This is a genomic window from Nocardia sp. NPDC003979 (assembly GCF_053605015.1).
The window spans coordinates 656,035-682,810 of sequence record NZ_JBSGIJ010000001.1 but is presented as its reverse complement, the minus strand read 5'-3'; the positions used below and the strand labels follow the sequence as shown (position 1 = coordinate 682,810).

26 protein-coding genes are annotated in these 26,776 nt (G+C 68.5%); 12 read left to right on the top strand and 14 right to left on the bottom strand.

What is annotated here, in order from left to right; translation table 11 throughout:
* Positions 1 to 9: 9 nt before the first annotated feature.
* The 9 genes from ahcY to cofD form a co-directional block, all read right to left on the bottom strand.
* A complete protein-coding gene (gene ahcY / locus ACWEVR_RS02980) occupies positions 10 to 1,491 on the bottom strand; it encodes an adenosylhomocysteinase (RefSeq protein WP_452465586.1) in 1,482 nt (493 codons plus the stop codon).
* Positions 1,492 to 1,547: 56 nt separating this feature from the next.
* Entirely contained in the window at positions 1,548 to 2,705 is a 1,158-nt protein-coding gene (locus tag ACWEVR_RS02975) for an alkane 1-monooxygenase (protein ID WP_378669445.1), read from the bottom strand.
* A 153-nt stretch (positions 2,706 to 2,858) separates the two neighbouring features.
* Positions 2,859 to 3,488, bottom strand: a complete 630-nt coding sequence (locus tag ACWEVR_RS02970; protein WP_452465585.1) for a TetR family transcriptional regulator — start codon at positions 3,486 to 3,488, stop codon at positions 2,859 to 2,861.
* Complete coding sequence (locus ACWEVR_RS02965; RefSeq protein WP_067491380.1) at positions 3,485 to 3,667, bottom strand: rubredoxin; 183 nt, start codon at positions 3,665 to 3,667, stop codon at positions 3,485 to 3,487. Before ACWEVR_RS02965 ends, ACWEVR_RS02970 begins: the two co-directional genes overlap by 4 nt.
* Entirely contained in the window at positions 3,664 to 3,837 is a 174-nt protein-coding gene (locus ACWEVR_RS02960) for a rubredoxin (RefSeq protein WP_084456705.1), read from the bottom strand. The genes ACWEVR_RS02965 and ACWEVR_RS02960 overlap by 4 nt, the downstream gene beginning before the upstream one ends.
* A complete protein-coding gene (locus ACWEVR_RS02955) occupies positions 3,834 to 5,066 on the bottom strand; it encodes an alkane 1-monooxygenase (RefSeq protein WP_452465584.1) in 1,233 nt (410 codons plus the stop codon). Before ACWEVR_RS02955 ends, ACWEVR_RS02960 begins: the two co-directional genes overlap by 4 nt.
* A 189-nt stretch (positions 5,067 to 5,255) precedes the next feature.
* Positions 5,256 to 5,777, bottom strand: a complete 522-nt coding sequence (locus ACWEVR_RS02950; RefSeq protein WP_452465583.1) for an NUDIX hydrolase — start codon at positions 5,775 to 5,777, stop codon at positions 5,256 to 5,258.
* 265 nt (positions 5,778 to 6,042) lie between these two features.
* Positions 6,043 to 7,389 carry a coenzyme F420-0:L-glutamate ligase gene (locus ACWEVR_RS02945; RefSeq protein WP_452465582.1) on the bottom strand — a complete coding sequence of 449 codons (1,347 nt, stop codon included), beginning with the start codon at positions 7,387 to 7,389 and terminating at the stop codon, positions 6,043 to 6,045.
* The gene (gene cofD / locus ACWEVR_RS02940; protein WP_084456725.1) at positions 7,386 to 8,354 is read right to left on the bottom strand and encodes a 2-phospho-L-lactate transferase; all 969 of its coding nucleotides are present in this window, start codon (positions 8,352 to 8,354) and stop codon (positions 7,386 to 7,388) included. Before cofD ends, ACWEVR_RS02945 begins: the two co-directional genes overlap by 4 nt.
* A gap of 515 nt (positions 8,355 to 8,869) precedes the next feature.
* Between cofD and ACWEVR_RS02935 the strand changes: the two genes are divergently transcribed.
* The 8 genes from ACWEVR_RS02935 (at position 8,870) to ACWEVR_RS02900 (ending at position 16,528) form a co-directional block, all read left to right on the top strand.
* Positions 8,870 to 9,103, top strand: a complete 234-nt coding sequence (locus tag ACWEVR_RS02935) for a WhiB family transcriptional regulator (protein WP_133733920.1) — start codon at positions 8,870 to 8,872, stop codon at positions 9,101 to 9,103.
* A 114-nt stretch (positions 9,104 to 9,217) separates the two neighbouring features.
* The gene (locus tag ACWEVR_RS02930; protein WP_201449895.1) at positions 9,218 to 9,700 is read left to right on the top strand and encodes a metallopeptidase family protein; all 483 of its coding nucleotides are present in this window, start codon (positions 9,218 to 9,220) and stop codon (positions 9,698 to 9,700) included.
* Positions 9,701 to 9,774: 74 nt separating this feature from the next.
* Positions 9,775 to 10,149: a DUF3499 domain-containing protein gene (locus tag ACWEVR_RS02925; RefSeq protein ID WP_067491375.1), complete on the top strand. Its 375-nt coding sequence runs from the start codon at positions 9,775 to 9,777 to the stop codon at positions 10,147 to 10,149.
* 378 nt (positions 10,150 to 10,527) lie between these two features.
* On the top strand, positions 10,528 to 11,907 hold the full coding sequence (locus ACWEVR_RS02920) for a phosphomannomutase/phosphoglucomutase (RefSeq protein WP_452465581.1): 1,380 nt from the start codon (positions 10,528 to 10,530) through the stop codon (positions 11,905 to 11,907).
* Positions 11,908 to 12,049: 142 nt separating this feature from the next.
* On the top strand, positions 12,050 to 13,270 hold the full coding sequence (locus tag ACWEVR_RS02915) for a tobH protein (protein WP_452465580.1): 1,221 nt from the start codon (positions 12,050 to 12,052) through the stop codon (positions 13,268 to 13,270).
* Entirely contained in the window at positions 13,270 to 14,490 is a 1,221-nt protein-coding gene (gene manA / locus ACWEVR_RS02910) for a mannose-6-phosphate isomerase, class I (RefSeq protein WP_067637476.1), read from the top strand. The genes ACWEVR_RS02915 and manA overlap by 1 nt, the downstream gene beginning before the upstream one ends.
* 82 nt (positions 14,491 to 14,572) lie before the next feature.
* Entirely contained in the window at positions 14,573 to 15,493 is a 921-nt protein-coding gene (locus tag ACWEVR_RS02905; RefSeq protein WP_452465579.1) for a cation diffusion facilitator family transporter, read from the top strand.
* Positions 15,494 to 15,580: 87 nt separating this feature from the next.
* The gene (locus ACWEVR_RS02900; RefSeq protein ID WP_439264946.1) at positions 15,581 to 16,528 is read left to right on the top strand and encodes a cation diffusion facilitator family transporter; all 948 of its coding nucleotides are present in this window, start codon (positions 15,581 to 15,583) and stop codon (positions 16,526 to 16,528) included.
* Here ACWEVR_RS02900 and ACWEVR_RS02895 read toward each other — a convergent pair.
* Positions 16,519 to 17,988, bottom strand: a complete 1,470-nt coding sequence (locus ACWEVR_RS02895; RefSeq protein ID WP_452465578.1) for a phytoene desaturase family protein — start codon at positions 17,986 to 17,988, stop codon at positions 16,519 to 16,521. The two genes, ACWEVR_RS02900 and ACWEVR_RS02895, sit on opposite strands and share 10 nt — an antisense overlap.
* Before the next feature lie 196 nt (positions 17,989 to 18,184).
* Between ACWEVR_RS02895 and ACWEVR_RS02890 the strand changes: the two genes are divergently transcribed.
* Complete coding sequence (locus tag ACWEVR_RS02890) at positions 18,185 to 18,400, top strand: DUF4287 domain-containing protein (RefSeq protein ID WP_067637572.1); 216 nt, start codon at positions 18,185 to 18,187, stop codon at positions 18,398 to 18,400.
* Positions 18,401 to 18,450: 50 nt separating this feature from the next.
* Here the strand turns inward: ACWEVR_RS02890 and ACWEVR_RS02885 are convergent, their stop codons facing one another.
* Entirely contained in the window at positions 18,451 to 19,806 is a 1,356-nt protein-coding gene (locus ACWEVR_RS02885) for a cation:dicarboxylate symporter family transporter (protein ID WP_452465577.1), read from the bottom strand.
* Between the two features lie 94 nt (positions 19,807 to 19,900).
* On the opposite strand from ACWEVR_RS02885, the gene ACWEVR_RS02880 reads away from it, so the two are divergent.
* Positions 19,901 to 21,454 (top strand): ATP-binding protein, encoded by a 1,554-nt coding sequence (locus tag ACWEVR_RS02880; protein ID WP_452465576.1) that lies wholly within the window; start codon positions 19,901 to 19,903, stop codon positions 21,452 to 21,454.
* A complete protein-coding gene (locus ACWEVR_RS02875; RefSeq protein ID WP_067491360.1) occupies positions 21,451 to 22,149 on the top strand; it encodes a response regulator in 699 nt (232 codons plus the stop codon). Before ACWEVR_RS02880 ends, ACWEVR_RS02875 begins: the two co-directional genes overlap by 4 nt.
* Before the next feature lies 1 nt (position 22,150).
* Here ACWEVR_RS02875 and ACWEVR_RS02870 read toward each other — a convergent pair whose 3' ends face one another.
* The 3 genes from ACWEVR_RS02870 to ACWEVR_RS02860 all read right to left on the bottom strand — a co-directional run bounded on the left by ACWEVR_RS02870 (position 22,151) and on the right by ACWEVR_RS02860 (position 25,721).
* Positions 22,151 to 23,476 (bottom strand): cytochrome P450, encoded by a 1,326-nt coding sequence (locus ACWEVR_RS02870; RefSeq protein ID WP_452465575.1) that lies wholly within the window; start codon positions 23,474 to 23,476, stop codon positions 22,151 to 22,153.
* A gap of 115 nt (positions 23,477 to 23,591) precedes the next feature.
* Positions 23,592 to 24,305: a TIGR03089 family protein gene (locus ACWEVR_RS02865; RefSeq protein ID WP_452465574.1), complete on the bottom strand. Its 714-nt coding sequence runs from the start codon at positions 24,303 to 24,305 to the stop codon at positions 23,592 to 23,594.
* 3 nt (positions 24,306 to 24,308) lie between these two features.
* Positions 24,309 to 25,721, bottom strand: a complete 1,413-nt coding sequence (locus tag ACWEVR_RS02860; protein ID WP_452465685.1) for an LCP family protein — start codon at positions 25,719 to 25,721, stop codon at positions 24,309 to 24,311.
* Between the two features lie 192 nt (positions 25,722 to 25,913).
* On the opposite strand from ACWEVR_RS02860, the gene rfbD reads away from it, so the two are divergent.
* Positions 25,914 to 26,771 carry a dTDP-4-dehydrorhamnose reductase gene (rfbD, locus tag ACWEVR_RS02855; RefSeq protein ID WP_452465573.1) on the top strand — a complete coding sequence of 286 codons (858 nt, stop codon included), beginning with the start codon at positions 25,914 to 25,916 and terminating at the stop codon, positions 26,769 to 26,771.
* The last annotated feature ends 5 nt before the right edge of the window (positions 26,772 to 26,776 follow it).

The window sequence follows — 26,776 nt, the reverse complement described above, 5'->3', positions numbered from 1 at the left end:
CGTGTCGACTCAGTAGCGGTAGTGGTCCGGCTTGTACGGGCCTTCCACGTCCACGCCGATGTACTCGGCCTGGTCCTTGGTGAGCTTGGTCAGGGTGCCGCCGAGGGCCTCGACGTGGATCTTGGCGACCTTCTCGTCGAGGTGCTTGGGCAGGCGGTAGACCTCGTTGTCGTATTCCTCCGGCTTGGTCCACAGCTCGATCTGGGCGATGACCTGGTTGGAGAAGCTGTTCGACATGACGAACGACGGGTGGCCGGTGGCGTTGCCCAGGTTGAGCAGGCGGCCTTCGGACAGCACGATGATCGACTTACCCGATTCGAAGGTCCACTCGTCGACCTGCGGCTTGATGTTGATCCGGGTGGCGCCCGAACGCTCGAGGGCGGCCATATCGATCTCGTTGTCGAAGTGGCCGATATTGCCGAGGATCGCGTGATCCTTCATCGCCTTCATGTGGTCGAGGGTGATGATGTCCTTGTTGCCGGTGGAGGTGATGACGATGTCGGCGTCGCCGATCGCCTGCTCCACGGTGACCACGTCGTAGCCGTCCATCAGCGCCTGCAGGGCGTTGATCGGGTCGATCTCGGTGACCTGCACGCGCGCACCCTGACCGGCCAGCGACTCCGCACAGCCCTTGCCGACGTCGCCGTAACCGCAGATCAGCACCTTCTTGCCGCCGATGAGCACATCGGTGCCGCGGTTGATGCCGTCGATGAGCGAGTGGCGGGTGCCGTACTTGTTGTCGAACTTGGACTTGGTGACCGAGTCGTTGACGTTGATCGCCGGGAACACCAGCTCACCCGCGGCCGCGAACTGGTACAGGCGCAGCACACCCGTGGTGGTCTCCTCGGTGACGCCCTTGACCGAGTCGGCGATGGTGCCCCACTTGGTCTTGTCGCGCTCGAGGCTCTCGCGCAGCAGGTTCAAAAACACCGTGTACTCGGCGGAGTGGTCCTCGTCGGCGGGCGGGACGACCCCGGCCTTCTCGAACTGCGCGCCGCGCAGCACGAGCATGGTGGCGTCACCACCGTCGTCGAGGATCATGTTGGCGGGCTCGCCCGGCCAGGTGAGCATCTGCTCGGCGGCCCACCAGTACTCCTCGAGGGTCTCGCCCTTCCACGCGAAGACCGGCACACCCTTGGGCTCGTCGACGGTGCCGTGCGGGCCGACGACGACCGCGGCGGCGGCGTGGTCCTGAGTGGAGAAGATGTTGCACGACGCCCAGCGAACCTGCGCGCCGAGGTCGACAAGCGTTTCGATCAGGACAGCGGTCTGCACCGTCATGTGCAGGGAACCGGAGATACGGGCGCCCTTCAGCGGCTGCACGTCGTGGTATTCACGGCGCAGCGCCATCAGGCCCGGCATCTCGTGCTCGGCCAGGCGGATCTCTTTGCGGCCGAATTCGGCCTGCGACAGATCTGCCACCTTGTAATCGATGCCGTTGCGGACGTCAGCGGTGAGCTCGGTGCGCGGGGAGAGTTCTGAGGTCGTCACGCAGGCAAGGCTACCGTCTGCGGCCGCCCCTGTTCCCGCCTCCGCCCAGGTCGGAGTCAGGCGGGGGCGCGGTATCTGGCCAGCAACCGTCGCTGTTTGACCGGCGCCACGTTCGCCAGGCTGAGATCACCGCCGTAATGGGCGGCCACCCGGGGGTCCATCACCGCACGCCACAGGGGTGGCACGGCCGCGAGCAGAATCATGGTCGCGTACCCGGCGGGCAGCTGCGGTGACTCACTGGTGCTGCGCAGGGTCTGATAGCGGCGGCCGGGGTTGGCGTGGTGGTCGCTGTGGCGCTGCAGATGGAACAGGAAGATGTTGGTGACCAGGCGATCGGAGTTCCAGCTGTCACGCGGGGAGCAGCGTTCGTAGCGCCCGTTGGGCTTGCGCGCGCGCAGCAGTCCGTAGTGCTCGACGTAGTTCACGGTCTCGAGCAGCATCACCCCGATCACCGCCTGCAGCGCCAGCCAGGGCACGATCGCGGGGCCGAAGACCAGCACCAGCGAACCGAACAGCAGCACCGACATCGACCACGCCTGCAGGATCTGGTTGCCGGGGTTCCACCAGCCGAGGCCCTTCCTGGCCAGGCGTGCGCGCTCCAGCTGGACGGCGGAGCGGAAGCCACCGATCACACTGCGCGGCAAGAACTCCCACAGCGACTCACCCATGCGAGCGCTCGCCGGATCCTCGGGTGTCGCGACCCGCGCGTGGTGGCCCCGGTTGTGTTCGACGAAGAAGTGGCCGTACCCCGACTGGGCGAGCGCGATCTTCGACAGCAATCTTTCAGCACGCTCCACGCGGTGGCCCAATTCGTGGGCGGCGTTGATGCCGATGCCGCTGACGAAGCCGACCGTGGTGGCCAGGCCGAGCTTGTCGACGACATCGAGGTCGTTGCCCGCCCACATCGCGCAGGCCAGCAGCAGGCCGATGAGCTGGATGGGCAGGAACAGATAGGTGCACCAGCGGTAGTAGCGGTCACGCGAGAGCGCTTCGTAGTCCTCGTCGCGCGGGTTGTTGCCGTCCTCGCCGACGATCCAGTCCAGGACGGGAATCGCGATCAGCACGATGACCGGACCGATCCACCAGAACGCTTCGGCGCCGGTGCGGTACACGAGCTGGGAGGGCAGCAGCGCGCACGCCGGCGCGATCAGCCCGAGAGCCCAGAGATACCGTTTGGGATCACGAAAACCCCCCGGTTTGCCAACCGTTTGCACACCCGCTCCGCTACAAAAAGACCAACTGCCGACGGATGTGAATACTGACAGACCAGGGGCACGTTACACAGCGGCCGCTCCTCAAACGTGGTGATGGTTACATCACCGCGAATAAGAGCTGATCACCCCTTATAGTGATCCGTCCCACTCCGTCTAGGGGCGAATACCGCGTGCCTGAACAATCGCCTCCACATAGGGACTCAGCAACGCCGCCATCTCGGCCGGTGCGTCGCGCTCGGGGACCGGCGGATTGGGGATGTAACTCAGCGCGATACGCACCAGCGCGTGCGCGAGGACATCGGCCTCGGTGTCGGTGGCATTCACCCAGCTGTGCTGGAAGACGTCGGCAAGGCGCGCGGTGGCGTGTTCGAGCAGGGGGCCCGCGTCGAGGGTGATGAGCCGCAGCAGATCGGGCTTCATCTCCCCGGCGAGCAGCGATCGGACCAGCGGGTCGGCCGCGGCGGCGAAGAAGAAGCCGGTCATGCCGTCGCGGATGGCCTCGTGCGCGTCGCCGACGTGCCGGTGGATCGCGTCGCGCACCTGGTCGACGAGGGAGTCGGCCAGGCGAAGCGCGTAGGACTGGGAAAGGCCCGCGCGCGACCCGAACTCGTTGTAGAGCGTCTGCCTGCTCACCCCGGCCCTGGCGGCCACGTCACCGAGGGTGATCTTGGACCAGTCCCGTTCGGTGAGCAGCTCGCGCATGGAATCCAGGACCGAGGTGCGCAGTAGATCGCGCGCGGCCTCCTGGTACGGCGGACGCGCACGTGAGCGCGTCGCGCTCACGAACGTTCGATCTCGACCATGAAGAAATCGGATTTACGGGCACCACAGTCCGGGCAGGTCCAGTCGTCGGGGATGTCGTCCCAGCGGGTGCCGGGGGCGATGCCGTCGTCGGGCCAGCCCTGCGCTTCGTCGTATTCGAATCCGCACTGGGCGCACTGGTAGAGCTTGTATTCGGTCATCGCGCTACTCCTACCGCCTCGAAATCGATCTTCTCCCGCACTCCGCAGTCCGGACAGCACCAGTCGTCCGGCACCGCCGACCACGGGGTACCCGCCGGAAAACCTTCGCGCGGAGCGCCTTCGGCTTCGTCGTAGACATAATCACAGACGGGGCATTTGTACGCACTCACGGCGCCTCCGTTCCATACTTCGCCAGCACCTGCTCGCGGCGCTTGGGCTCGATATTGGCCAAGGTGACATCACCGCCGTAGTGCGCGAGCAACCGCTTGTCCATCACCTTGCGCCAGATCGGCGGGAAGTAGCTCAGCAGGATCATGCTGGCGTAACCGCTCGGCAGGTTCGGCGCGCCGTCCCAGCTGCGCAGCGTCTGGTAGCGACGGGTCGGGTAGGCGTGATGGTCGCTGTGACGCTGCAGGTGGTAGAGGAAGATGTTGGTGACCAGGTGGTCGCTGTTCCAGCTGTGCTCGGGGGCGGGCCGCTCGTAGCGCCCGCTCGGCGTCTTCTGCCGGACCAGGCCGTAGTGCTCGAGGTAGTTCACCGACTCGAGCAGGCTGAATCCGATCACCGCCTGCAGGATCAGGTACGGCAGCACCTCGATACCGAAGACCAGGATCAGGCCGAGCCACAGCACCACCGACATGGCCCAGGCGTTGAGCACGTCGTTGCGCAGCGTCCACGGGCCCTTGTCCAGGCGGGCGAGCCGTTCCTTCTCGAGGTGCCAGGCCGAGCGCAGGCTGCCCAAGACGGTGCGCGGCCAGAAGGCCCAGAAGGTCTCGCCGAGACGCGAACTCGCCGGGTCCTCGGGGGTGGCGACCCGCACGTGGTGACCACGGTTGTGCTCGATGTAGAAGTGCCCGTAGAACGACTGGGCCAGCGCGATACGCGAGAGCCAGCGCTCCAATTCGACCTTCTTGTGGCCCAATTCGTGCGCGGTGTTGATCCCGATGCCGCCGATCATGCCGACGCTGATCGCGATGCCGATCTTGTCGACCACATTGGCGCCGCCGGGAAAGCCGAGCCAGTGCAGGTTGTCGGCGGTGATGATGTAGCAGGCGAAGATCAGCGAGGCGTACTGGAACGGCAGGTACAGGTAGGTCAGGTAGCGGTAGTACTTGTCGTTCTCCAGCTGTTCCATGACCTCGTCGGGCGGGTTGTCGCCGTCGGGGCCGAACAGCAGGTCGGCCAGCGGGATCACGATGTAGATCAGGATCGGGCCGAGCCAGAACGGCACTTCGGCCAGACGATGCCAGCCGAGCTGGTTGATTCCCCAGATCATCGGAATCGCGATCGTGAACAGCCCGGTGGGGGCGAACAGGCCCCACAGCCAGAGATATCGCTTGGAATCGCGCCACTGCGGTGGCGCTGCCGTCCGTTCGGACGGGTTGGCGTCGGTGGACATCGTTGTCTCCATCCTGAGGCACATCTCACACCTGTGATGTGCGTAACTCTCTGTCACAGACGATAGGCCGCTCCACCGGTCGGTGTCTAGACAAATTCGTGAATTTGTAAAGTGGATAACGGGGAGGTAACGGAAAAGGCGGCCACATCCGTTCGGATGCGGCCGCCACGATCGCCGGTCAGCGAGGGGTCAGGCTTTCAGCGCCACGTCGGCGCCAGGTGGTAGCCCGTCGACCGGCCACCACCGCAGATCGGTGGATTCGGCGCTGCGCACCGGGACCGCACCGGGCGGCGCGATGACCTCGAACAACAGGTCCAGATGACGCGTCGGCACACCGAGCGAACAGGTGATCGGATGCGCCTGCGCGCCGTAGAGACCGGCCACCAGCGACAGGTCGGGGATACCGGATTCCTCGACGGCCTCGCGCAGCGCGGCGTCGGCGACGGTGTCGTCGCCGGGCTCGCAGTGGCCGCCCAACTGGATCCAGCGTCCAACGCGCGGATGCAGGGTGAGGAGCACCTCGCGGCGGTCGTGCGACAGCACGATCGCCGAAGCGGTGATGTGGCCGGGCGCGTGTTCGCGCAGACAGCCGCGCGGTGCCGACCCGAGAAACGCCAGCATCGCTTCGCGCAGTGCGGAATCCGCGTCGGTGGGTGGTTTCCAGGAGGTGAGCAGTTCGGTCGCGGAGGCGTGCAGCGATTCGGCGCTCATGACGGCGTCTCCGCACCGGCCCGGCGCCCCGTCGAGCCGACCGCACCGGGTCGCACCGGGCGCCGCGCCGTCACCGGCCTGCTCACGGTCGGGCGGGCGACAGCGCGCCGACCATAGCTGCGTGCCGCCCCCGAACGGCTCACAGTTCGACCCGATACGGGCCGCCGTGGCTGACCGTGGCCGCGTGCCGCCGCCGAACGGCTAACAGTTCGACCCGATACGGGCCGGCGTCGCTGACCGTGGCCGCGCGCCGTCGATGTGCGGTTCACAGTTCGACCAGACCGGGGCCGGGGTCTCCGACCGTCCGCGGCTCGGGTGTCTCCTGCGGATGACCGATCGCGATGGCGCCCAACGGATTCCAGTCCGCGGCGAGACCGAGGACCTCGCGGGTGACCTCCGGTGCGAAGATCGTCGAGCCGATCCAGCAGCTGCCGAGACCGTCGGCGGCCAGCGCCACGAGCAGACCCTGCACGGCGGCACCGACGGCGACGGTGAACATCGTCTGCTCGGCCGCCTGACGACGCGCGTCCGGGTAGTCGTGCGCACCGTCGGGCACGCAGAACGGGATCACCACCTCCGGCGCGTCGGCCAGGATCCGCCCGCGCGCGACGCGACGTTCGATCCGCTCCGGGTCGAGGCCGTCGGCCGCGAGATCGGCGCGCCACTTGTCGGCCATGGCGGCGAGTAGCCGGGCACGCACGTCCCGATCGCGCAGCCAGACGAAGCGCACCGGCCGGGTGTGATGCGGGGCCGGGGCGGTGAGACCGGCGGCGACGGCGGCCCTGAGCCGTGCCGGGTCGACCGGCGAGTCGCTGAACGCGCGCACCGAACGGCGAAGGGGCACAGCTTGTTTGCGGCCGAGTTCGATCGCCTCCGCGGTGCCGAGCCAGAACAGGTCGTCCACCCCGCCGCGCAGCAGCGACGCCGCGGTGGAGCCGTCGTCCACGGTCGGCAGGCCGCGGACCACCGCGATCGGCACCGCGCCGAGCTTGCCCTTCACCAGGTCGGCGGCGGCGGCGAGTTCGTCGGCGACGGCCACCTGGGTGACCTGCAGTTCGTTGCCCTGCCCGTCGACCGCGCCCGCGTAGTCGTGCAGCACGCGCAGGCCGGCCGAGCCGATGGCCGCGTCGATCTGGCCGTTGCGCCAGGCGCGGCCCATCGTGTCGGTGACGACCACGGCCACGTCGACGCCGAGCCGCTGGGCGACGGCCGTGCGCAGCGCTTTGGCGCTGGCGTCGGGATCTACCGGGAGCAGCACCAATTCGCCCTCGGCGACATTGGAGCCGTCGACACCGGAGGCGGCCTGCACGATGCCGAGCCGGTTCTCGGTGATGAGGGTGCGGCCTTTGCGCGCGAGTACCCGCACCGCCTCGGCGTCGACGAGCTCGCGGCGGGCGGCGTCGCGTTCCTCGGGGTCGGTCGGGGCGGCGACGATGCGGCCCTCGGCCTTGGAGACGATCTTGCTCGTCACCACGAGGATGTCGCCGTCGGCGAGCCAGGGCGCCTGTGCCACAAGGTGTTCGGCGATGTCGTCGCCGGGCCGGAACTCCGGCAGACCGGTGACCGGCAGGATCCGCAGTTCGCCCGCCGCGTGGTCGGTCGGCGTGCTCACGCCTTCACCCCCGCCAGTTCGAGTGCGGCACGGGCCATTTCGGCCGTTGCCTCGGGATCGGACATGAGCAGCGGCACGCTGCGCACCTCCACACCGGGCACCTCGGCGGTGTCGGTGGAGTGGACGAGCCAGCCGTCGAGGATGCCGGTGGCCGAGCGGGCGCCGTAATGCCTGCCGACTCCTTCGGCCGTCGAATCCACCCCGATCACCTTCAGGCACTCATCGGCCATGCCGCGCAACGGCTTTCCGTCGATCACCGGAGACAGGCCGACGACCTTGGCTTCGGTGGTGCGCAACGCGCCACGGATACCGGGCACGGCGAGGATCGATCCGATGCTCACGACGGGGTTCGAGGGGGCGAGCAACACGGCGTCAGCCGACGCTATGATATCGGTCACATTTGGTGCGGGAGAGGCTTGTTCGGCGCCGATCGAGGCAAATCCGTGTGTCGGAAGCGCCGCGCGGTACCGCACCCACCATTCCTGGAAGTGGATCGCGCGACGTTCGCCAGCATTGTCGGGATCGCTGACCACCACGTGTGTTTCGCAGCGGTCGTCGGTTGCCGGAATGAGTTTCACGCCCGGCTGCCACCGATTGCACAGCGCTTCGGTGACCGCGGACAGCGGAAATCCGGCGCGCAACATCTCGGTGCGAATGAGGTGAGTGGCGATATCGCGATCGCCGAGCCCGAACCAATCGGGCTTGGCGTTGTATTTCGCCAGTTCCTCCTTGGCGTGCCAGGTCTCGTTCGCGTGGCCCCAGCCACGTTCGGGATCGATGCCACCACCGAGGGTGTACATGCAGGTGTCGAGGTCGGGACAGATGCGAAGGCCGTGCATCCAGACGTCGTCACCGACGTTGACGATGGCCGAGATATCAGCGTCGGGCAGCAGCTGCCTGATGCCGAGGAGGAACCGTGCACCCCCGACACCACCGACGAGAACGGCGATCTTGGGCTCGCGCACCGCGTGTTGTGCAGTCACAGGGACACAGCCTATGTGGTGCCGGTTGCCGGGTTGTTTCCCCGTGCTGAAGAACAAAGTTGCTGGTCATTTGCCACGGCACATAACAAGATCAACACGAAAGGCGGGTCCGGAGTGTAACGGAAGGGTGACGGCGGGTTGACCACCGGCAAGTGCGGCGTGTCTAATCACAGACATGTCATTCCGGTCACCGCGAGAAGACATAGCGCGGGGGCGTTTGCAGGAGGGTGCCGGCGCGCCGGAAGGCAGGCTCGGGGAAGCCCGCGAGACTACGTCGCGGTGTTGGGCCGTCGGGGTTCTAGTTGGTCCGACGGAAATCATTCTGCGCTAACACATAGTGAGGAGGCGGAACGATGACCGAAAACCTGGTCTCGCCGACCGATTCCACAGCAGGCGCAGCTCACGCTGTCTGCGCTGAAACGAGCTGGCCGGAACCGGACGCGGCAAGCGAAGTCGCGGCCCCCCGGCTGAGTCTGGTCGTCACGGGCTTCGACGAAATGTTCGAGTCGATCGAAGAGCAGTGGCAGGAACGTGCCCTCTGCGCTCAGACCGACCCCGAGGCGTTCTTCCCGGAGAAGGGCGGCTCGACCCGTGAGGCCAAGCGCATCTGCTTGGGCTGTGAAGTACGTGACCAGTGCCTGGAATACGCGCTGGCGCATGACGAACGTTTCGGCATCTGGGGCGGTCTCTCGGAACGAGAGCGTCGCAGGCTGAAGCGCGGAATCGGATAAGTGACTGTTCGAAAGTAGACTCTCCAGGCCTGGCCCGGAGCCACGCAGGCGCAGTACGTCGGTGTCTCCGGGCGAACGCCCGTTTACCGGTCAGGCGAGAGAGGCGAAGTACCCATGGCACGTTCCCGGCGACATCTTCCGGCGCCGACCGCTCGTTCGGTGACCCGCCGCGGTCGCGGTGTCCGTGGCCCCATGCTCCCGCCGACGGTGCCCGCCTGGCGCACGCGCGGGCAGAAATTCGACCGGCTGGTGCTCGAGGCCTTCGCACCGTTGGACACCCGCTGGCACGACCGGCTCACCAAACTCGACATCGCCGTCGACGATGTGCCGAAAATCCGTCCACTGCATCCCGATTCGGTCACCTGGCCGGACGAGGTCGTCGCCGACGGGCCGGTCCCGCTCTCCCGGCTCATCCCCGCCGGCGTCGACCGCCACGGTGCCGCCACCCGCGCGCGTGTGGTGCTGTTCCGCAAGCCGCTGGAACTGCGCGCCGCCGATCCCGACGATCTGGTCGAGCTGTTGCGCGAGGTACTGGTGCAGCAGATCGCGACCTATTTGGGTGTCGATCCCGACCTGATCGATCCGGAACCGGAGTAGAACGACGCCCTCGTCACCGCGTGTCCGTATCCACTTTTGTGGGCGGGAGGGTTAATCTCGACGTCGTGATCCCTATGCGTCGTTGCTGCCGACCCGGCTGCAAGAACCCGGCTGTAGCGACGCTGACGTATGTGTACTCCGACTCGACCGCCGTCGTCGGACCCCTGGCCACCGTCGCCGAACCGCATTCCTGGGATCTGTGCGAAACCCACGCCTGCCGCATCACCGCCCCCAAAGGCTGGGAACTGGTGCGCCACGAGGGCGGCTTCTCCTCCAGCACCCCCGACGACGACGATCTCACCGCCCTGGCCGAAGCCGTTCGCGAAGCAGGCCTACGCCGCCGCCCCGCCGAACCCGACCAGCCCGGCTACCGCGACACCGCCACCCCGGCCCCCCGCCAAACCCGCACCGGCCGCCGAGGCCACCTACGAGTCCTCCCCGACCCATAAGCTCCACCGCCTCCCCGCGACTTGAGGCCAGACTCGAGCGCGGAGAGACCTGCGTTGGCGGCCAGACTTACGTGCCGGGTCACCGGAGCCCGTGCCCGGGGAGTTACCCATGTGCTTGCGAGATCCCGGCGTTGTGAATTCGGGCCAAGCACCACTCGGTGTACCCGCCGACGCCCCCGCCGTGCCCGAGTCCGGCCAAAGCCCCGTAGGGGCAGTTCGGCAAAGCCTGATCTCGCAAGCACATGGGTAACTCACCGGGAACGGGCTGACCTGCCCACATTTCCTAAGCTTGCCGCGTTCCCAAATCTCCCCGTGCACGAGTCTGGCCAGAGTCGCGGGGAAGCGGAGGAGCGAGGCGGGTGAGCTAGGCTTTGCGGCATGACGACCCTCGCGCGCTCTGGCGAACTCGTGAACGCCGTGATCAAGGCTTATGACGTCCGCGGGGTGGTGGGCGAGCAGATCGACGCCGGGTTCGTGCGCGATGTGGGTGCCTCTTTCGCCCGGTTGATGCGTGCCGAAGGCGCCGCGCGCGTCGTCATCGGCCATGACATGCGGGAGTCCTCCCCCGAGCTGGCCGAGGCGTTCGCCCAGGGCGTGCAGGGTCAGGGTCTGGATGTGGTGCACATCGGGCTCGCCTCCACCGATCAGCTGTACTTCGCCTCCGGCAGGCTCGGCTGTCCGGGCGCCATGTTCACCGCCAGCCATAATCCCGCCAAGTACAACGGCATCAAGCTGTGCCGGGCCAACGCGCTGCCGGTCGGGCAGGACAGCGGTCTCGCCACCATCGCGGCCGAGGTCGTGTCGGGTGTGCCCGCGTACGACGGTGCGACCGGTTCCGCCTCGACCGTCGATCTGCTCGCCGACTACGCGAGCTTCCTGCGCGAACTGGTGGATCTCGACGAGGTCCGTCCGCTCACCATCGCGGTCGACGCGGGCAACGGCATGGGTGGGCACACCGTCCCCGCTGTGCTCGGAACGCTCGGGCCCGTCACCATCGTGCCGCTGTACTTCGAGCTCGACGGCTCCTTCCCCAACCACGAGGCCAATCCCCTCGACCCGAAGAACCTGGTCGACCTACAGGCGCTGGTGCGCTCGAGCGGCGCCGACATCGGCCTGGCCTTCGACGGTGACGCCGACCGCTGCTTCGTCGTCGACGAGCGGGGCGAGCCGGTGTCGCCGTCGGCGATCACGGCTTTGGTCGCGCAGCGGGAGCTGGCCAAGGAGCCGGGGTCGACCGTCATCCACAACCTCATCACCTCCCGTGCGGTGCCCGAGCTGGTCGAGGAACTCGGTGGCAAGCCGGTGCGCACGCGGGTGGGTCATTCGTTCATCAAGCAGGAGATGGCCGCCACCGGCGCGGTATTCGGTGGCGAACACTCCGCGCACTACTACTTCCGCGACTTCTGGGGTGCCGACTCGGGCATGCTCGCCGCGCTGCACGTGCTCGCCGCACTCGGTGAGGGCGACCGGCCGGTGTCGGAACTGATGGCCGCCTACGACGTGTACGCGGCCTCGGGCGAGATCAACTCGACCGTCGCCGACGCCGCCGACCGCACCGCTGCCGTGCTCGCGGCGTTCGCCGACCGCACCGTGTCGGTGGACCGCCTCGACGGCGTCACCGTCGACCTGGGCGACCACACCTGGTTCAATCTGCGCGCCTCCAACACCGAACCCCTGCTCCGACTCAACGTCGAGGCCGGATCGCAGGCCGAAGTAAACGCACTCGTGACCGAGATCCTGAGCATCGTCCGCGCCTGACTGGGAACATGGAAACCAGGATGCGGAACCACATGATCGGGGACCGGCAGAACGATCCTGAGCATCGTCCGCGCCTGACTGGGAACATGGAAACCAGACGGCCGTGGAGCACACAGCGCGATGAGGGGAGGTGGACTCGGCGATGATCGCTGGAACACCGGTTTTCGACCTCGATGATGCCGCGTCGCTCGAGGCGGCCGACACCGGCGGCTTCTTACGGTCGGCGGCCTCGGGTGGGGCCCAGGTACGGGCCACCGCCGCCGCGGTCGCCGAGACCTCACTGATCGAACGGCTGTCGGAATTGCGGGCGCGCAGCCTGGTGCTCGTCACCGGATCGGGCCGCGCCGCACGGGCCGCCGGACTGCTGGTCGCCACCCTCGGTGACCGTGCCGGACTGCCGATCGTGCCCGTCACCGCACTGCCGCCGTGGGTCGGGCCGCTGGACGTGGTGCTCGTCGCCGGTGACGACGCGGGCGACCCGCGCCTGATCGACGCCGTCGACCGCGCCGTGCGCCGCAGTGCCGAAGTGGTGATCGCCGCCCCCAACGAGGGCCCGCTGCGGGCGGTCGCCGCCGGTCGCGCGATCGTGCTCGAACCCCGCGTGCCCGTGCTCGACCACAACCGGCTGCTGCGTTTCCTCGCCGTCGGCATCGCGGTGCTGCGCGGGATCGACGCCCAGCGCAGCGTCCCCGCCACCCCCGATCTGACCGCGCTCGCCGACGTGCTCGACGCCGAGGCCCTGCGCGACGGACCGCACAACGAGGTGTTCCACAACCCGGCCAAGACCCTCGCGACCCGCATGCACGGCGTCGGCGTCGTCCTGGCCGGTGACTCTCCCGCCGCGGTCGAACTGGCGGGGCACGGCACCGAGGTGCTGTTGCAGTCGGCGGGCAAGCTGGCCTCGGCCGCGGATCTGGCCGACACGGTCGCCGCCGTCGGCAGGCTCGCCCAGGCAGCCGGTGGCGCCGCGCCCGGTTTCGACCCGCTGTTCCACGACGAGGAACTCGACGGTCCGGCCCCGGTCGACCGGGTGCGTGTGCTCGCCCTCAGCGTGCACCCCGATCAGGCGGCCGCGCGCCGCAAGCTGGCCGTGTTCGAGGGTGCGGGCGGCGGGCTCGTCGACGCCGATCTCGTGCACGCCGATGTCGACGTACTCCAGTCCCAGCTCGCCGAACCCGGCTCGGAACCTTCGTCCGAAAGCGCTACCGCCACGTCCGCCGCAGGGGGCGGGCACGGCAGTGAGCTCGTGCAACTGGCGGTGCTCGCACTGCGGCTCGATATGGCCGCGGCCTACCTTCGCCTCGGCTCGCACGGCGGCGCCGCGAGCGACCAGGACCGATATCACGACGGGGGACGCTACTAGTGCAGGAACTCGTTGGTGCGCTGCGTTCTTACGCATGGGGATCGCGCACCGCGCTCGCTCGGTTGTGTGGCAGGCCGGTGCCCTCGGCGCATCCGGAGGCCGAACTGTGGTTCGGCGCGCACCCCGCCGACCCGGCGCACGTGAAGTCCAACGGCAGTTCGCGTTCGTTGCTCGAGGTATTGGCCGCCGATCCGGTGCGCGAATTGGGCCCGGTCGCCGAGGGTTTCGGTCCTCGGCTGCCGTTCCTGCTGAAGATCCTCGCGGCGGAGGAACCGCTGTCGCTGCAGGCGCATCCGAGTTCGGCGCAGGCGCTTGCCGGTTTCCAGCGGGAGAACCGGGTCGGTGTGCCGCTCGACTCGCCGCTGCGCAACTACCGCGATGACAGCCACAAACCCGAACTCGTCGTCGCGCTGGAGCGTTTCGAGGCGCTTGCCGGTTTCCGCGACCCGCAGCGCACCGTCGACCTGCTGCGCGCCCTGAACGTGCCCGGTCTCAGCGTGTACGCCGAACTGCTTGCCGCCCAACCCGATTCGGCGGGCCTGCGCACGCTGTTCACCACCTGGATCACCCTGCCGCCCGCCGCCCTCGCGACCCTGCTGCCCACGGTGCTCGAGGGATGCGTGCGGTACCTGTCGGGCACCGGACCACGCGAGTTCACCGCCGAGGTTCGCACCGCACTGGAACTGGCCGAGGTGTACCCCGGTGACGCGGGGGTGCTCGCCGCGCTGCTGCTGAACCGGCTCACCCTCGAACCCGGCCAGGGCCTGTTCCTCGCCGCCGGAAATCTGCACGCCTACCTGCGCGGCGTCGGCGTGGAGATCATGGCCAACTCCGACAATGTGCTGCGCGGCGGGCTCACCCCCAAGCATGTCGACGTGCCGGAGTTGCTGCGCGTGCTCGACTTCGAACCGATCGACCTGCCGGTGATCGAACCCGAACCCGGCCCCGACGGCAGCGTCCGCTACCAGACCCCGGCTCCCGAATTCGCGCTGTGCCGGTTCGATCTGGCGCCCGACGCCGAACCCGTCGCCCTCGCCGACGCCGGACCCGGCATCGTGCTGTGCACGCACGGAACGATCGAATTGCGTCACGACGGGCGCGAACTCACCTTGGCGCCGGGCAGCGCCGCCTGGATCTCGGCGGCCGACACCGACATCCGCGCGCGAGCACTCGGCGGTGCCGCGCAGCTGTTCAGCGCCTGCGTGGGCGACGGGAACTAGCGTCGGGGCGAACTTTTCGCGCCACTCCCCTTAGGCTGTTGCGAGCAAAGCGTGTTCGGCGAAGCGGGAGGACGGGGACAAGATGTCGGCTGGTGGCGGCAAGAAGGCGATCATCGCCGCATTGACGGCCAATGCGGGGATCGCGGTGGCCAAGTTCGTCGGCGCGGCGATCACCGGATCGGCGTCGATGCTGGCCGAGGCGGTGCACTCGGTGGCCGACACCTCCAATCAGGGTCTGCTGCTGTTCGGTCAGCGTGCCGCGGCGCAGGACGCCGACGAGCTGCACCAGTTCGGCTACGGGCGCAACCGGTACTTCTATTCGTTCGTCGTGGCGCTGGTGCTGTTCACCCTCGGCTCGGTGTACGCGATCTACGAGGGCATCCACAAGATCCAGCATCCCGAGGAGCTGAGTCAGCCGATCGTCGCGATCGTCATCCTCGGTATCGCGATCGGCCTCGAGACGTACAGTTTCCTCACCGCGGTGCGCGAGTCGCGCCCCCTCAAGGGTGACGCCAGCTGGTGGCGGTTCATCCGCACCTCCCGCAGCCCGGAGCTGCCCGTGGTGCTGCTCGAGGACACCGGCGCCCTGATCGGTCTGATCCTGGCCTTCGGCGCGGTCGGACTCACCATGCTCACCGACGATCCCGTCTACGACGGCATCGGCACCCTGTGCATCGGCGTGCTGCTCGGCATCATCGCGGTGGTGCTCATCATCGAGATGAAGAGCCTGCTCATCGGCGAGGCCGCCACCCCCGAACAGGATCGCGCGATCCGCGACAACCTGATCGACGGCGAGAAGATCACCTCCGTCATCCACCTCAAGTCCGAGTACATCGGTCCGGAGGAAATGCTCGTCGCCGCGAAGGTGGCCATCGCGCCCGGCCTCGGGATCTCCGATGTCGCCGAGGCCATTGATGCCGCCGAGACGCGCGTGCGCACCGCCGTCCCGTTCGCCCGCCTGATCTACCTCGAGCCCGACCTGTACCGGCAGTCGGTGTCCTAGCGGCAGCCGACCCGGTGCTCGGCCCGCCGGCAACATGACGTCGCGGGTCGCGCGGGTTGGTGGGCGGGGACGGTAGCGTGCCCCGGTATGGCCGCTGAAGGTGGAGACAGCAAGATCGCGATCCTGGCCGCGCTCGGCGCGAACGCCGGGATCATGGTCGCGAAGTTCATCGGCGCGTTCATCACGGGCTCGTCGTCCATGCTTGCCGAGGCCGTGCACTCGGTGGCCGACACCGGCAACGAGGCGCTGCTGCTGGTCGGACGTAATCGGGCCGAGCAGGCGCCGGACGTGCTGCACCCCTTCGGTTACACGCGCAACCGGTACTTCTATTCGTTCGTCGTTGCGCTTGTGCTGTTCACGATGGGCTGCCTGTTCGCACTGAACGAGGCGGTGCACAAGATCCGGTTCCCGCACGAACTCGAGTCGCCCGGGGTCGCGATCGCGATCCTGCTGGTGTCGATGCTGCTCGAGGGCTTCAGTTTCCGCACCGCGCGCCGGGAATCGGAGCCGTTGAAAGGCAAGCACTCCTGGTGGCATTTCATCCGCAACAGCCGCAATCCCGAGCTGCCGGTGGTGCTGCTCGAAGACCTCGGCGCGCTGGTCGGGTTGATGTTCGCGCTGGCGGGTGTGGGCCTGACAGTGCTCACCGGCAACGGGGTGTGGGACGGCATCGGCACGCTGCTCATCGGCCTGCTGCTCGGCTTCAACGCCATCGTGCTGATCGTGGAGACCAAGAGCCTGATCATCGGTGAGGGCGCCACCGCCGCCGAAGACCGGGCCATCCGCGACGCGCTGCTCGCCGATCCGCGCATCGTGCGGGTGCTTCGCCTGCAGACGCAGTACCTCGGTCCGGAGGACCTGCTGGTGAACGCCAAGATCGCCATGCAGCCCGAACTCGACATCAGCCGCGTCGGTGCCGCGATCGACGCCGCCGACGCCCGCATCCGCGAGGCGGCGCCGAGTGTGCGCACGGTCTATCTCGAGCCCGACGTGTTCCGGCCCGAGAAGGCCGGTGCCACCGGCAGTCACCGATAGGCGGGTTCCTCACCGCGCAACAGGTCGAGCGGATCGGTGACGATGCCGAACCGGGTGCGCAACATGTGGTGTGTCGCGTGTAGTCCGGACATGCCGTGCACGCCGGGGCCGGGAGAGGTCGACGACGAACACAGGTAGGTGCCGGGAATCGGGGTGGCGTACGGGTTCCAGCGGGCCAGGGGCCGGAACACGGTCTGGCGCAGGGTCATCGCGCCCGCGGAGATATCGCCGCCGATGTAGTTGGCATTGTGGGCGGGCATGAACGCGGCGGGGCGCACATGCTTGGCGAGGATGAGGTCGCGGAAGCCGGGAGCGAAGCGTTCCACCTGGGCGATCACGTCCTCGCTGATATCGCGATCGGATCCGTTGGGGACGTGGGCGTAGGTGTAGAAGGTGTGCTTGCCCTCGGGGGCGCGGGTGCTGTCGACGACGCCGGGCTGAATGGCGAGCACATACGGGCGGTCGGCGAATCGCCCTGCGGCGATCTGCTTTTCGGCCCGCATCGCCTCGGCTCGGGTGCCGATCAGGTGCAGGGTGCCTGCCAGGTCGGCGCCGGGTGCGGTCCACGGCACCGGGCCCGACAGGGCGAAGTCGACTTTGCACGCCGCCCCGCCGTAGCGGAAACGGCCGAGGCTGTTGCGGTAGCGCTCGGGCAGGCGGTCACCCGCGATGCGCAGCAGTTCGGCGGGTGAGGTGTCGAACAGGACGGCGCGGGCGGTGGCGAGTTCGGCGAAATCGTCGACGCGATGACCGGTGACCACCTCGCCGCCGAGGCGTTCCAGCTCCGCGATCAGCGCGTCGGGGATGGCCTGGCTGCCGCCGCGCGGGATCACCCAGCCACCCGCGTGGGCGAGGGTGCCGAGCAGCAGTCCGGCGCCGACGGCGGGAATGGCGCGCGGCTGGGTGATGGCGTGGGTGGCCACCCCGGTGAGCATGGCGGGGGCCGCGTCCTCGTGAAAACGGTTGTTCCACAGCGGTGATGCCTGTTCGAGTACCCGCAGCCCGAATCGCACACCCGTCGGGACGTTCAGCGGCGGGTGCCGCAGGTCCGACATCGCCAGCTCCACCACCGCGGGCCAGTGTTCGACCAGCGGGGCGAACAGCGAACGCCACGCCGGACCGTCGCGGCCGAGATCGGCCACCGTGGATTCGAGATTGCGCCAGGCCAGTCCGGCGACGCCGCCGTCGAGTGGATGCGCGTAGGAGACGGTGGGGGCGAGTAGTTCCACGCCTTGCGCGGCGAGGTCGAACGCACGGAAGAACGGTGAGGCCAAGGCCATGGGATGCGCGCCAGCGCACACATCGTGGTGGAAGCCCGGCAGGGTCAGCTCGGCGGTACGTGAACCGCCACCCGGCTGCTCCTGTGCCTCGAGCACCCGCACCGACAGCCCGGCACGCGCGGCGATCACCGCCGCGGCGAGCCCGTTCGGCCCCGAACCGACTACTACGACTTCGGCCATCGCCGTCCCTTCGCCGACCGACTTTCTCTCCAACCTACGCGGCGAATCCGCGCCTGCGGGCGAGTGGCGCGTCACGTCCCGGGCCGGACCGGGGCCCGTCGGTGTGCCCCGGTCCCCGGGTGTGATGCCGCGCACACGGCGATGATTTCGGAAGGTGCACGCCGTCTTCACCGGTAACGAGCACGAGGAGAGATTCATGGCAAACGCACCGCACGGCCCCGCGTCCTACTTCCCCACCATCGAGACCAAATACGGTCGGCCCGTGGACGAATGGCTCACGATGCTCGCCGCCACCGACGGCTCCCACAGCGTGCTGGTGAACTGGCTGAAGTCCGAGCACGGCCTCGGGCACGGGCACGCGACCGCGCTGGTGCAGTTCCACCTCAACCCGGGGAAGTGGGCCCGCGCCTGAACACCGGAACAGTGGACCGGTCCCGAGCGAGACGGGGCCGGTCCGCTGTTCTACTGCACCGCGACAGGGGCAGGGTCGGTGGCGGGCTTGGGTTCGGGGGCGCCGTGTTCGTCGTCGACCATGGTCTCCTCGTCGAAGGGAAGTTCGCGGTCGAGGACGCGGCGGGTGCGGTCGGCGTCGACGGTTTTGGTCCAGGTGCCGATGAGCAGGGTGGCGACGGCGTTGCCCGAGAAGTTGGTCAGCGCACGCGCTTCGGACATGAACCGGTCGATGCCGACGATCAGGCCGACACCGTCGAGGAGTTCGGGGCGGTGGCTCTGCAGACCGCCCGCCAACGTTGCCAGGCCCGCGCCGGTGACGCCCGCCGCGCCCTTGGACGCGATGATCATGAACAGCAGCAGGCCGATCTGCTCGCCGATACTCAGCGGCTGACCGAGGGCGTCGGCGATGAAGATCGAGGCCATCGTCAGGTAGATGGCCGTGCCGTCGAGGTTGAACGAGTACCCGGTCGGCACGACGACACCGACCGTGGTCTTCTCCACACCGGCGTGCTCCATTTTGGCGATCAGCCGCGGCAGCGCCGACTCCGACGACGAGGTCGCCACGATCAGCAGGTACTCCCGGGCCAGGTACCGGCACAGCTTCAGGATCGACACACCCGACACGATCCGCAGTACCGCGCCGAGCACACCGAAGACGAACACCAGGCAGGTCAGGTAGAACGCGATCATCAGCGTCGCCAGCTCCACGACCGCCGACCAGCCCGTGCGCCCGACGACATTGGCGATCGCACCGAAGGCACCGATCGGCGCCAGCCACAGGATCATCGACAGGATCCGGAACACCAGCTTCTGCCCGAGCGAGACCGCCCGCAGGATCGGCTCGCCCGCCGCGCCCATCGCCTGCACCGCGAATCCGACGAGCAGGGCGACGAACAGCGCCTGCAGCACGCTGCCCGCCGTCAGCGAGGACACCAGCGTGGTCGGCACGATGTTCTGGATGAAGTCCCAGGTACCACCCGCACCGTGCGCCTGCTCGGCATACTTGGCGCCCGCACCTGGCTTGGCCTCGCCGAGTCCGGAGCCGGGTTCGATCAGGTTGCCGACCACCAGACCGATACCGAGCGCGGCGGTCGACATGGCGAGGAAGTAGGCGATGGCCAGGCCGCCCACCTTGCCGACGGTGGCCGCCGCCCGCACTGAACCGATGCCGAGCACGATGGTGCAGAAGATGACCGGCGCGATCATCATCTTGATCAGATTCACGAACAGCGTGCCCAGCGGCGCCAGTGACTGACCGAACTCCGGTGCCAGCCTGCCGACGAGAATGCCCGCGAGCACCGCGATAATCACCGCGATGTACAGCCAGTGGGTATGGTCTCGTTTTCGCGCGGTGGTTGTGCTCATGGCAGCGAGCATGCACCGCTAGTGTGATCGCCGTCACGTTTGGTACATAACGTGCTTTAGGTACATAACGTTCAGTTCGAGGTCGGAGGGCAGGATGCGACGAGGACGACTGTCGCTTGCCGGACAGGCCTTCGTGTGGCAGCTGGTGGTGCTGGCGCTGATGATCGGCACGGGTACGGTGCTCGCCGTGCTCGACGCCAGACGCGACCACGATGTGGCCACGGAACTTCAGGTCAGGGACGTCGCCGTGTCGGTGGCCAGGGCGCCGTCGACGCTGGCGGCAGTGAGCTCGCCGTATCCGAGTGGGCTGCTGCAACCCACCACCGAGCGGATCCGGGCCGATACCGGAATGGACTTCATCGTCGTGATGGCGCCGGACCGCACCCGCTACACCCACACGAATCCGGAGATGATCGGCAAGCCGTTCTCCGGCAGCATCGACCGGGCGCTGGCCGGGCAGACGTTCACCGAGACGTTCACCGGCACGCTCGGCCCGTCGATCCGGGCGGTGACGCCGGTCTACGACCGCGGCCGGGTGGTCGCCCTGGTGTCGGCCGGGGTCACCAGGGCCAGGATCGGCACCCAGGTGGCCTCGCAGCTGCCGCTGATCCTCGGGGTGAGCGCGGCGGGGCTCGCGCTCGCCGCGTTCTCCTCGTTCCTGCTCAGCAGGCGGCTGCGCAGGCAGACCCACGGCCTGGCGCCCGACGAACTGCGCGCGCTCTACGAGCACCACGACGCGGTGCTGCATTCGGTCCACGAGGGTCTTGTGGTGTTCGGCACCGGCCAGGGGCCCGCGGAGGTGGTCAACGATCAGGCGCGCACCCTGCTCGATCTGCCGCAGGGTCCGGTGTATCGCGACGACCTGCCCGTCTCGTTGCGCCAGGAGCGCCCGGGCGTGGTGCGCGACGAAACGCATGTGACCACCGACCGCGTGCTGCTGGTGAACCAGGATGTGGTGACCTGGGAGGGCGAGCAGATCGGCACCGTCCTCACCATCCGCGACCAGACCGAACTGCGCGCGGTGCTCGGCGAGCTCGACACGGTGCGCAATTTCGCCGAGTCGCTGCGCGCCCAGGCGCACGAGGCGGCCAACAAACTGCACACCGTGGTCACGATGGTCGAGCTCGGCAGGCCCGACGAGGCGGTGGCGTTCGCCACCGACGAGCTCGCGCTCTCGCAGGTGCTCATCGACCGGCTGCTGGCGGCCGTCGGTGACGCGGCGCTGGCGGCGTTGCTGCTCGGCAAGGTGGACCAGGCCGCCGAGCGCGGGGTGAGTCTCGCCATCAGCGAGGACACCGCGCTCGATTCCACCGACCCGCTCTCGGCGCAGGAAACCGTGACACTGGTCGGCAACCTGGTCGACAACGCCATCGACGCGGCGGCGGGCACCATCGACAAGCGGGTCGAGGTGTCGGTGAGTCACCGCGACGGGCACCTGTGCGTGCGGGTCGCCGACAGCGGCCCCGGTATGTCGGCGCAGATGTTCGAGCGCGCCGCCGAACGCGGCTACACGACCAAATCCGATCATGCCGGCCTCGGCCTGGCACTCGTGCACCGTCTCGTCGATCGACACGGCGGTGCCATCACCACAACGGCCGCACCACACAGCGCGGTCACCGTCCGAATTCCGTTGAGGGAGAACCCATGATCCGCGTCCTGATCGTCGAGGACGAACCGTTGATCGCCCAGGCACACCGGGCCTATCTCGAACGGCTCGACGGGTTCGTCACCGGCGGCGTCGCCCATACCGGTCATGACGCGCTCAATCTCGCCGCGTCGGCGATCGCCGACGGCAATCCGTTCCACCTGGTGCTGATGGATATCGGGCTGCCCGACATCAACGGCCTCGAGGTGGCCGCCGCGCTCAACGGACTCTCCCCGCGTCCCGATGTCATCGCGATCACCTCGGCGCGCGAGCTGACCATGGTGCGCAGCGCCGTCGCCCACGGGGTGGTGCTGTATCTGCTCAAGCCGTTCACCTTCGCCGCCTTTCGCGAGAAGCTGGAACGCTACCGGGATTTCGACACCGCCCTGCCCGCAGGCGAAGCGGCGCTGTCGCAGTACGACATCGACCGGGCCCTCGGCGCGCTGCGCACCGCCGACCAGCGCGCCGGCGCCCCGAAGGGCGTTGTGCAGCACACCCTCGAGGAAGTGTCGCGGGCGGTGCGCGCGGCCGAGGCGGGCATCACCGCCACCGATGCCGCCGCTGCCGTCGGCGTTTCCCGGATCACCGCGTGGCGGTATCTCGAGAAACTCGCCGACGACGGCCTCGCCGAACGCCGGGCCGACTACGGCCGGGCCGGGCGGCCGAAAACCCGCTACCGCTGGCGGGTTTCGACCTAGCTCAGCCCTGGGTGGTGGCGCCCGCCAGATTGTCGGGCGCCCCGGTACGCGCCACCGGACCGAGATCGACCGGCATGTGCTCGAACCCGTGCAGGGTGAACAGGTTGCGGCGCACCGGTTCTCCGCGTAAGCGCAGATCCGGGTAGCGGGCGTAGAGCGCGCGCAGGGCGTGTACCGCTTCCATCCTGGCCAGGCTCGCGCCGAGGCAGGCGTGGATGCCGCTGCTGAAGGCCACGTGCTCCTTGGCATTCGGGCGGTCGATGTCGAAGCGGTCCGGATCGGCGAAGACCGAGGGATCGCGGTTGGCACCGGCCAGCGACAGGATGACGGTGGCGCCCGCCTTCACCGTCATCCCGTCGACCTCGACGTCCTCGAGCGCCACCCGGGCGGTGGTCTGCACCGGCGGGTCGAACCGCAGCGTCTCCTCCACCACGTCGGGCCAGCGGTCGGGGTCGTTCTGGGCGATGGCGAGCTGGTCGGGGTTGGCCGACAGCGCGGCCACCGCGTTCCCGATGAGGTTGACCGTGGTCTCGAAGCCCGCGCCCATCAGCAGTCCCGCGCCTGCCTGCAGTTCGCGCATCGTGAGGTCGCCGGAGGTGACCAGGCTGGAGAGGATGTCGTCGCCCGGTTCGTCGCGCAGGTTCTCGATGTGCTCGGCCAGATAGTCGGCCAGGGTGTCGGTGGCGGCCATCGCCTCCCGGTAGGAGCGCCAGGAGGTGCCGATGTCGAGCAGCGGGGTGACGCGGTCGCCCCAGCGCAGGAACAGCTCGCGGTCGGCGGCGGGGAACCCGAGCATCTCGGCGATGATCGCGATCGGCACCTGGGCCGCGAAATCGGTGACGAGGTCGATCGAGCCGTGCGCGGGCATCGCGTCGAGCAGTTCGGTGGTGACGGTTTCGACCCGGTCGCGCAGCCTGCCGATGGCACGCGGGGTGAAGGCCGACGCCACCGGCTTGCGCATCCTGGTGTGCTCGGGCGGATTGAGCACGAGCATCGACGGCGGCTCGACCGGGCTCGGCGGCGGAACCACTCGTTCGGCCAACTTGCGCAACGGCGGTGGCACCTCGGGACCCAATGCCGGGAAGACACCGAATCTGTTGTCGCGCAGGATGCTTCGCACCTTCGCGTGCTCGAAGCACGCGTACGCCAACGGCGTGCGTCGCAGACCGGGGCCGCGCAATTCCTCGATGAGCGGGTACGGATCGTGCAGTCCCCGCTCGCCGGCGAGCAGGGTGGCGAAGGTATCGCCACGCCGCGCACGCCAGCGCAGGAAGGCACGGGGAATTCCGTGCTGTGCCGACCAGCGGATCCAGTACCCGACGTTCATAGCCGCCCCTTTGCGCCGTACTGCAGAAGATGTCTTCCACAGTACGGACGGGGTGTGACAGAAACCACGTTCCTCGGGCGGAGACCTACCTATACCCAGGTAGGAGACGAGCGACTCAGCGCCGTACGGTCACCCGTTCGGTCTCGGCGCGGTGCTCGGTGGCGGTCGCGTCGGGATTGACCACCTGCACCAGCGACGCACCGGCGCCGAGAACGGCGAGATACCCGTCGATCAGCTCGGCCGCGGTATCCCACGGCGCGCTCGACAGCACCCGGTCACCGGCGGAAATGCCCTGCAGCGCCGCGGATTTCTTCGCCGCGTCGAGTACCTCGCCCACCGACATACCGTCGAGGGCGGCCCGGAAACCACCGGGCAGGAACTGGTCGCCGTGCACGCGCACCGCGGTGGCGAAATCGGTGACACCGACCGGCAGGTCGCGCACGGGTGTGCCCATGGCGTCCAGCGACAGCACCGCGACCTCGCCGACGCCGTCGGCGTCGTCGAGCCGGTCGGGCGTCACCAGGGCGAGGTCGGCGTCCGGATCGGGGCTGAGCACCACTTCGGTTCCGGCCCACCAGCAGCCGAGCAGCACCGCGGCCGTCTGCCAGTGCGCGGGCAGCAGCACCGCGACCCGCGCGCCGGGGGTGAGCGCGAACTCGTCGCGGATCAGGTTGGCGGTCTTGGCCGCCCAGTTGGCCAGCGTCAGCCCGGACAGTTCGATGCGGGCGCCGGTGGCGTCGTCGTACCAGGTGACGCGCGGTCCGGCGGGATCGCGTTCGAGGATCGGGTCGAGGAGGGCGTCGGTCAGTGTCGAATGGGGCTCACGCATAGGTCAATTCACGCATTTCGGTCCGTTCTGGCCTGCGTCGATCGGCGGGGCGGGCGGTACTGGCGTGGCGGTCGCCGAGGATGTTCCGTCGAAATCGAACATGCCTGCCGCGGCCGAGCCGGGACCAGAGTAGTCGCTCGCCAACACCACGCTCACCGAATCCGCCGACAGCGACGGATCCGCGACCACGGTCAGGCCGCCGAGTTCCTCGGCCACCGCGACGGCCTTGGGATCGGCGCTGTCGGCGGCGAGCACCCGGCTCGAGCTCACACTCCCCCCGGAATAGTTCCCGACCAGACCCTCGCGGAAACCCTTACCCGTCAACGCGGCCGCGACCTTGGCCGCCAGGCCCGTCGCGCCACCGGCGTTGAACACGCTCACCGTCACCGTGGATGGGTCGACCTTCTTCTCCTCGGCCGGTTTCTCCTCGCCGACCAGCGCGCCCACATAGTCCTGCACGGCCTTCGGTTCCACCCGAACCACCGATTCGCCGTCGGCCGTCATGCTGTTGAGGTCGGCGACGGGAATGGTGTCGAACTCGACCTGGCCACCGGAGAGGTCCTTGAGCTGCTGCAGGAAGGCGAGCACGTCCCAGTCGTCGTCGAGGACGACCGTGCGCCCGACGGCTTCGCTGATCTCGCTGAGCTTGCCGGGATCGGCCAGCGTCCTGGCATTGAGCAGCTGACCCACCAGCTGGGCCATGAACACCTGCTGACGCACGATCCGGTCGATGTCACCGCGCGGCAGATCGTGGCGCTGCCGCACGAAACTCAATGCCTGCGCACCGTCGAGACGCTGATTGCCCGCCGGGAACTGCGCACCGGACATGTATTCGTCGACCGCGTTGTTCAGGCACACCTCCACCCCGCCGACGGCATCGGTGAGCAGCACGAATCCGAGCAGGCTCACCTCGGCGTAGTGGTCGACGGTGACACCGGTGAGATTGGCCACCGACTTGATCAACGCCTGCCTGCCCGCCTTGGTCGAGTCGCGTTCGGCGTCGACCTCGGCGTCGCCGTCGGCGAGCATCTTGGCGCGTTCGGTCTCTTTCGTCGCGCCGTAGGCGGAGTTGATCTTGGCCTTGCCCTGACCGGGGATATCGACATAGGAGTCGCGGGGGATGGAGATGGCGGTGGCGGAGCGGCCGTCGTTGGGGACGCGGACCAGCACGATGGTGTCGGTGTTGGTGCCCACTTCGTCGCCGGCGTGCAGCATGGCGCGTTCGGCGCTGGTGAGCGGATTGCCGTGGGCGTCGGTGCGGCTGTCGACACCCACGAGCAGGATGTCGACGGCGCCGTCGCGGCCGCCGCCCAGACCGAGCCCACCGATGCGTTCGATATTGGCGATCAGATTGTCGACGCTGCGCCAGGCGAACCCGGTGATCGCGAGCACCAGGACCGCCGCGATCGCCACCATCACCTTCGCCGGTCCCGCAGGCGTGGTGGCCGACGGTGATCCTGTCGACTCTCGCACTCGTGCTTCCTCTCGACCTCGCGGCGCCCCGCCCTGCACGCCTCCCCGCAAACCCCACTGTCGTGAACACAGGCTAACCAACAGTTACCACAGTCGGGCCGACCCGCAGGTGTTGCGGCGTGCCAGACTGGCCGCGTGAATGCCGATTTCCCCACTCGAGCTTCCCTGATCGTAACCGGCGCCGGTGGGCTGCTGGGGCGGGAAATCCTGCGTCTGGCCCCGCACGCACGCGGCCTCGGCCGGTCTCAGGTCGACATCACCGACCGCGCGGCGGTGGAGGCGATGCTCACACCCGGCGCGGTGGTGCTCAACTGCGCGGCCTACACCGCCGTCGACGCCGCCGAAACCGACCGCGACGCCGCGTTCGCCGCCAATGCCACCGGTCCGGCCGTACTCGCCGCCGCCTGTACCGCCACCGGCGCGCGGCTCATCCACGTGTCGACCGACTATGTGTTCCCCGGCACCGCGAGCACACCCTACGAACCGGACGACCCCACCGGGCCGGCGACGGTCTACGGCCAGTCGAAACTGGCGGGTGAGCGGGCCGTGCTCGACGGCTGCTCCGACGCGCAGGTCGTTCGCACGGCATGGGTGTACGCCGGTGTCGAGGGGGATTTCGTCGCGACCATGCGCAGGCTCGAGCGCGAACGCGACACCGTCACCGTGGTGAACGACCAGCTCGGGTCACCGACCAGCGCGATCGACCTGGCCGCCGCCCTGCTCGAGCTCGCCGACCGCCCCGACGCGCCCCGGGTGCTGCACGCGACCAACTCCGGCACCGCCACCTGGTTCGACCTGGCCGTCGCCGTTTTCACCGAGCTCGGCGCCGACCCGGCCCGGGTGCTGCCGTGCGATTCGAGCGCGTTCCCCAGACCCGCGCCGCGCCCGCCCTATTCGGTGCTCTCACCCCGCGTTTGGAACGACGCGGGCCTGACCCCGATGCGGCCCTGGCGTTCCGCACTCACCGACACACTTCGCCGGTTGTCCGACTAGGCTGC

What these genes read in the sequence shown, in the direction of transcription:
- ACWEVR_RS02900 (WP_439264946.1), top strand. Translation starts at nt 15,581, where the DNA reads ATGGCCGCTGAAGGTGGAGACAGCAAGATCGCGATCCTGGCCGCGCTC.
- ACWEVR_RS02905 (WP_452465579.1), top strand. Translation starts at nt 14,573, where the DNA reads ATGTCGGCTGGTGGCGGCAAGAAGGCGATCATCGCCGCATTGACGGCC.
- ACWEVR_RS02950 (WP_452465583.1), bottom strand. Translation starts at nt 5,777, where the DNA reads ATGAGCGCCGAATCGCTGCACGCCTCCGCGACCGAACTGCTCACCTCC.
- ACWEVR_RS02870 (WP_452465575.1), bottom strand. Translation starts at nt 23,476, where the DNA reads ATGAACGTCGGGTACTGGATCCGCTGGTCGGCACAGCACGGAATTCCC.
- ACWEVR_RS02920 (WP_452465581.1), top strand. Translation starts at nt 10,528, where the DNA reads ATGACGACCCTCGCGCGCTCTGGCGAACTCGTGAACGCCGTGATCAAG.
- ACWEVR_RS02925 (WP_067491375.1), top strand. Translation starts at nt 9,775, where the DNA reads ATGCGTCGTTGCTGCCGACCCGGCTGCAAGAACCCGGCTGTAGCGACG.
- ACWEVR_RS02865 (WP_452465574.1), bottom strand. Translation starts at nt 24,305, where the DNA reads ATGCGTGAGCCCCATTCGACACTGACCGACGCCCTCCTCGACCCGATC.
- ACWEVR_RS02955 (WP_452465584.1), bottom strand. Translation starts at nt 5,066, where the DNA reads ATGTCCACCGACGCCAACCCGTCCGAACGGACGGCAGCGCCACCGCAG.
- ACWEVR_RS02860 (WP_452465685.1), bottom strand. Translation starts at nt 25,721, where the DNA reads ATGGTGGCGATCGCGGCGGTCCTGGTGCTCGCGATCACCGGGTTCGCC.
- ACWEVR_RS02875 (WP_067491360.1), top strand. Translation starts at nt 21,451, where the DNA reads ATGATCCGCGTCCTGATCGTCGAGGACGAACCGTTGATCGCCCAGGCA.
- ACWEVR_RS02965 (WP_067491380.1), bottom strand. Translation starts at nt 3,667, where the DNA reads ATGACCGAATACAAGCTCTACCAGTGCGCCCAGTGCGGATTCGAATAC.
- ACWEVR_RS02915 (WP_452465580.1), top strand. Translation starts at nt 12,050, where the DNA reads ATGATCGCTGGAACACCGGTTTTCGACCTCGATGATGCCGCGTCGCTC.
- ACWEVR_RS02930 (WP_201449895.1), top strand. Translation starts at nt 9,218, where the DNA reads ATGGCACGTTCCCGGCGACATCTTCCGGCGCCGACCGCTCGTTCGGTG.
- ACWEVR_RS02885 (WP_452465577.1), bottom strand. Translation starts at nt 19,806, where the DNA reads ATGAGCACAACCACCGCGCGAAAACGAGACCATACCCACTGGCTGTAC.
- ACWEVR_RS02895 (WP_452465578.1), bottom strand. Translation starts at nt 17,988, where the DNA reads ATGGCCGAAGTCGTAGTAGTCGGTTCGGGGCCGAACGGGCTCGCCGCG.
- ACWEVR_RS02890 (WP_067637572.1), top strand. Translation starts at nt 18,185, where the DNA reads ATGGCAAACGCACCGCACGGCCCCGCGTCCTACTTCCCCACCATCGAG.
- ACWEVR_RS02880 (WP_452465576.1), top strand. Translation starts at nt 19,901, where the DNA reads ATGCGACGAGGACGACTGTCGCTTGCCGGACAGGCCTTCGTGTGGCAG.
- ACWEVR_RS02935 (WP_133733920.1), top strand. Translation starts at nt 8,870, where the DNA reads ATGTTCGAGTCGATCGAAGAGCAGTGGCAGGAACGTGCCCTCTGCGCT.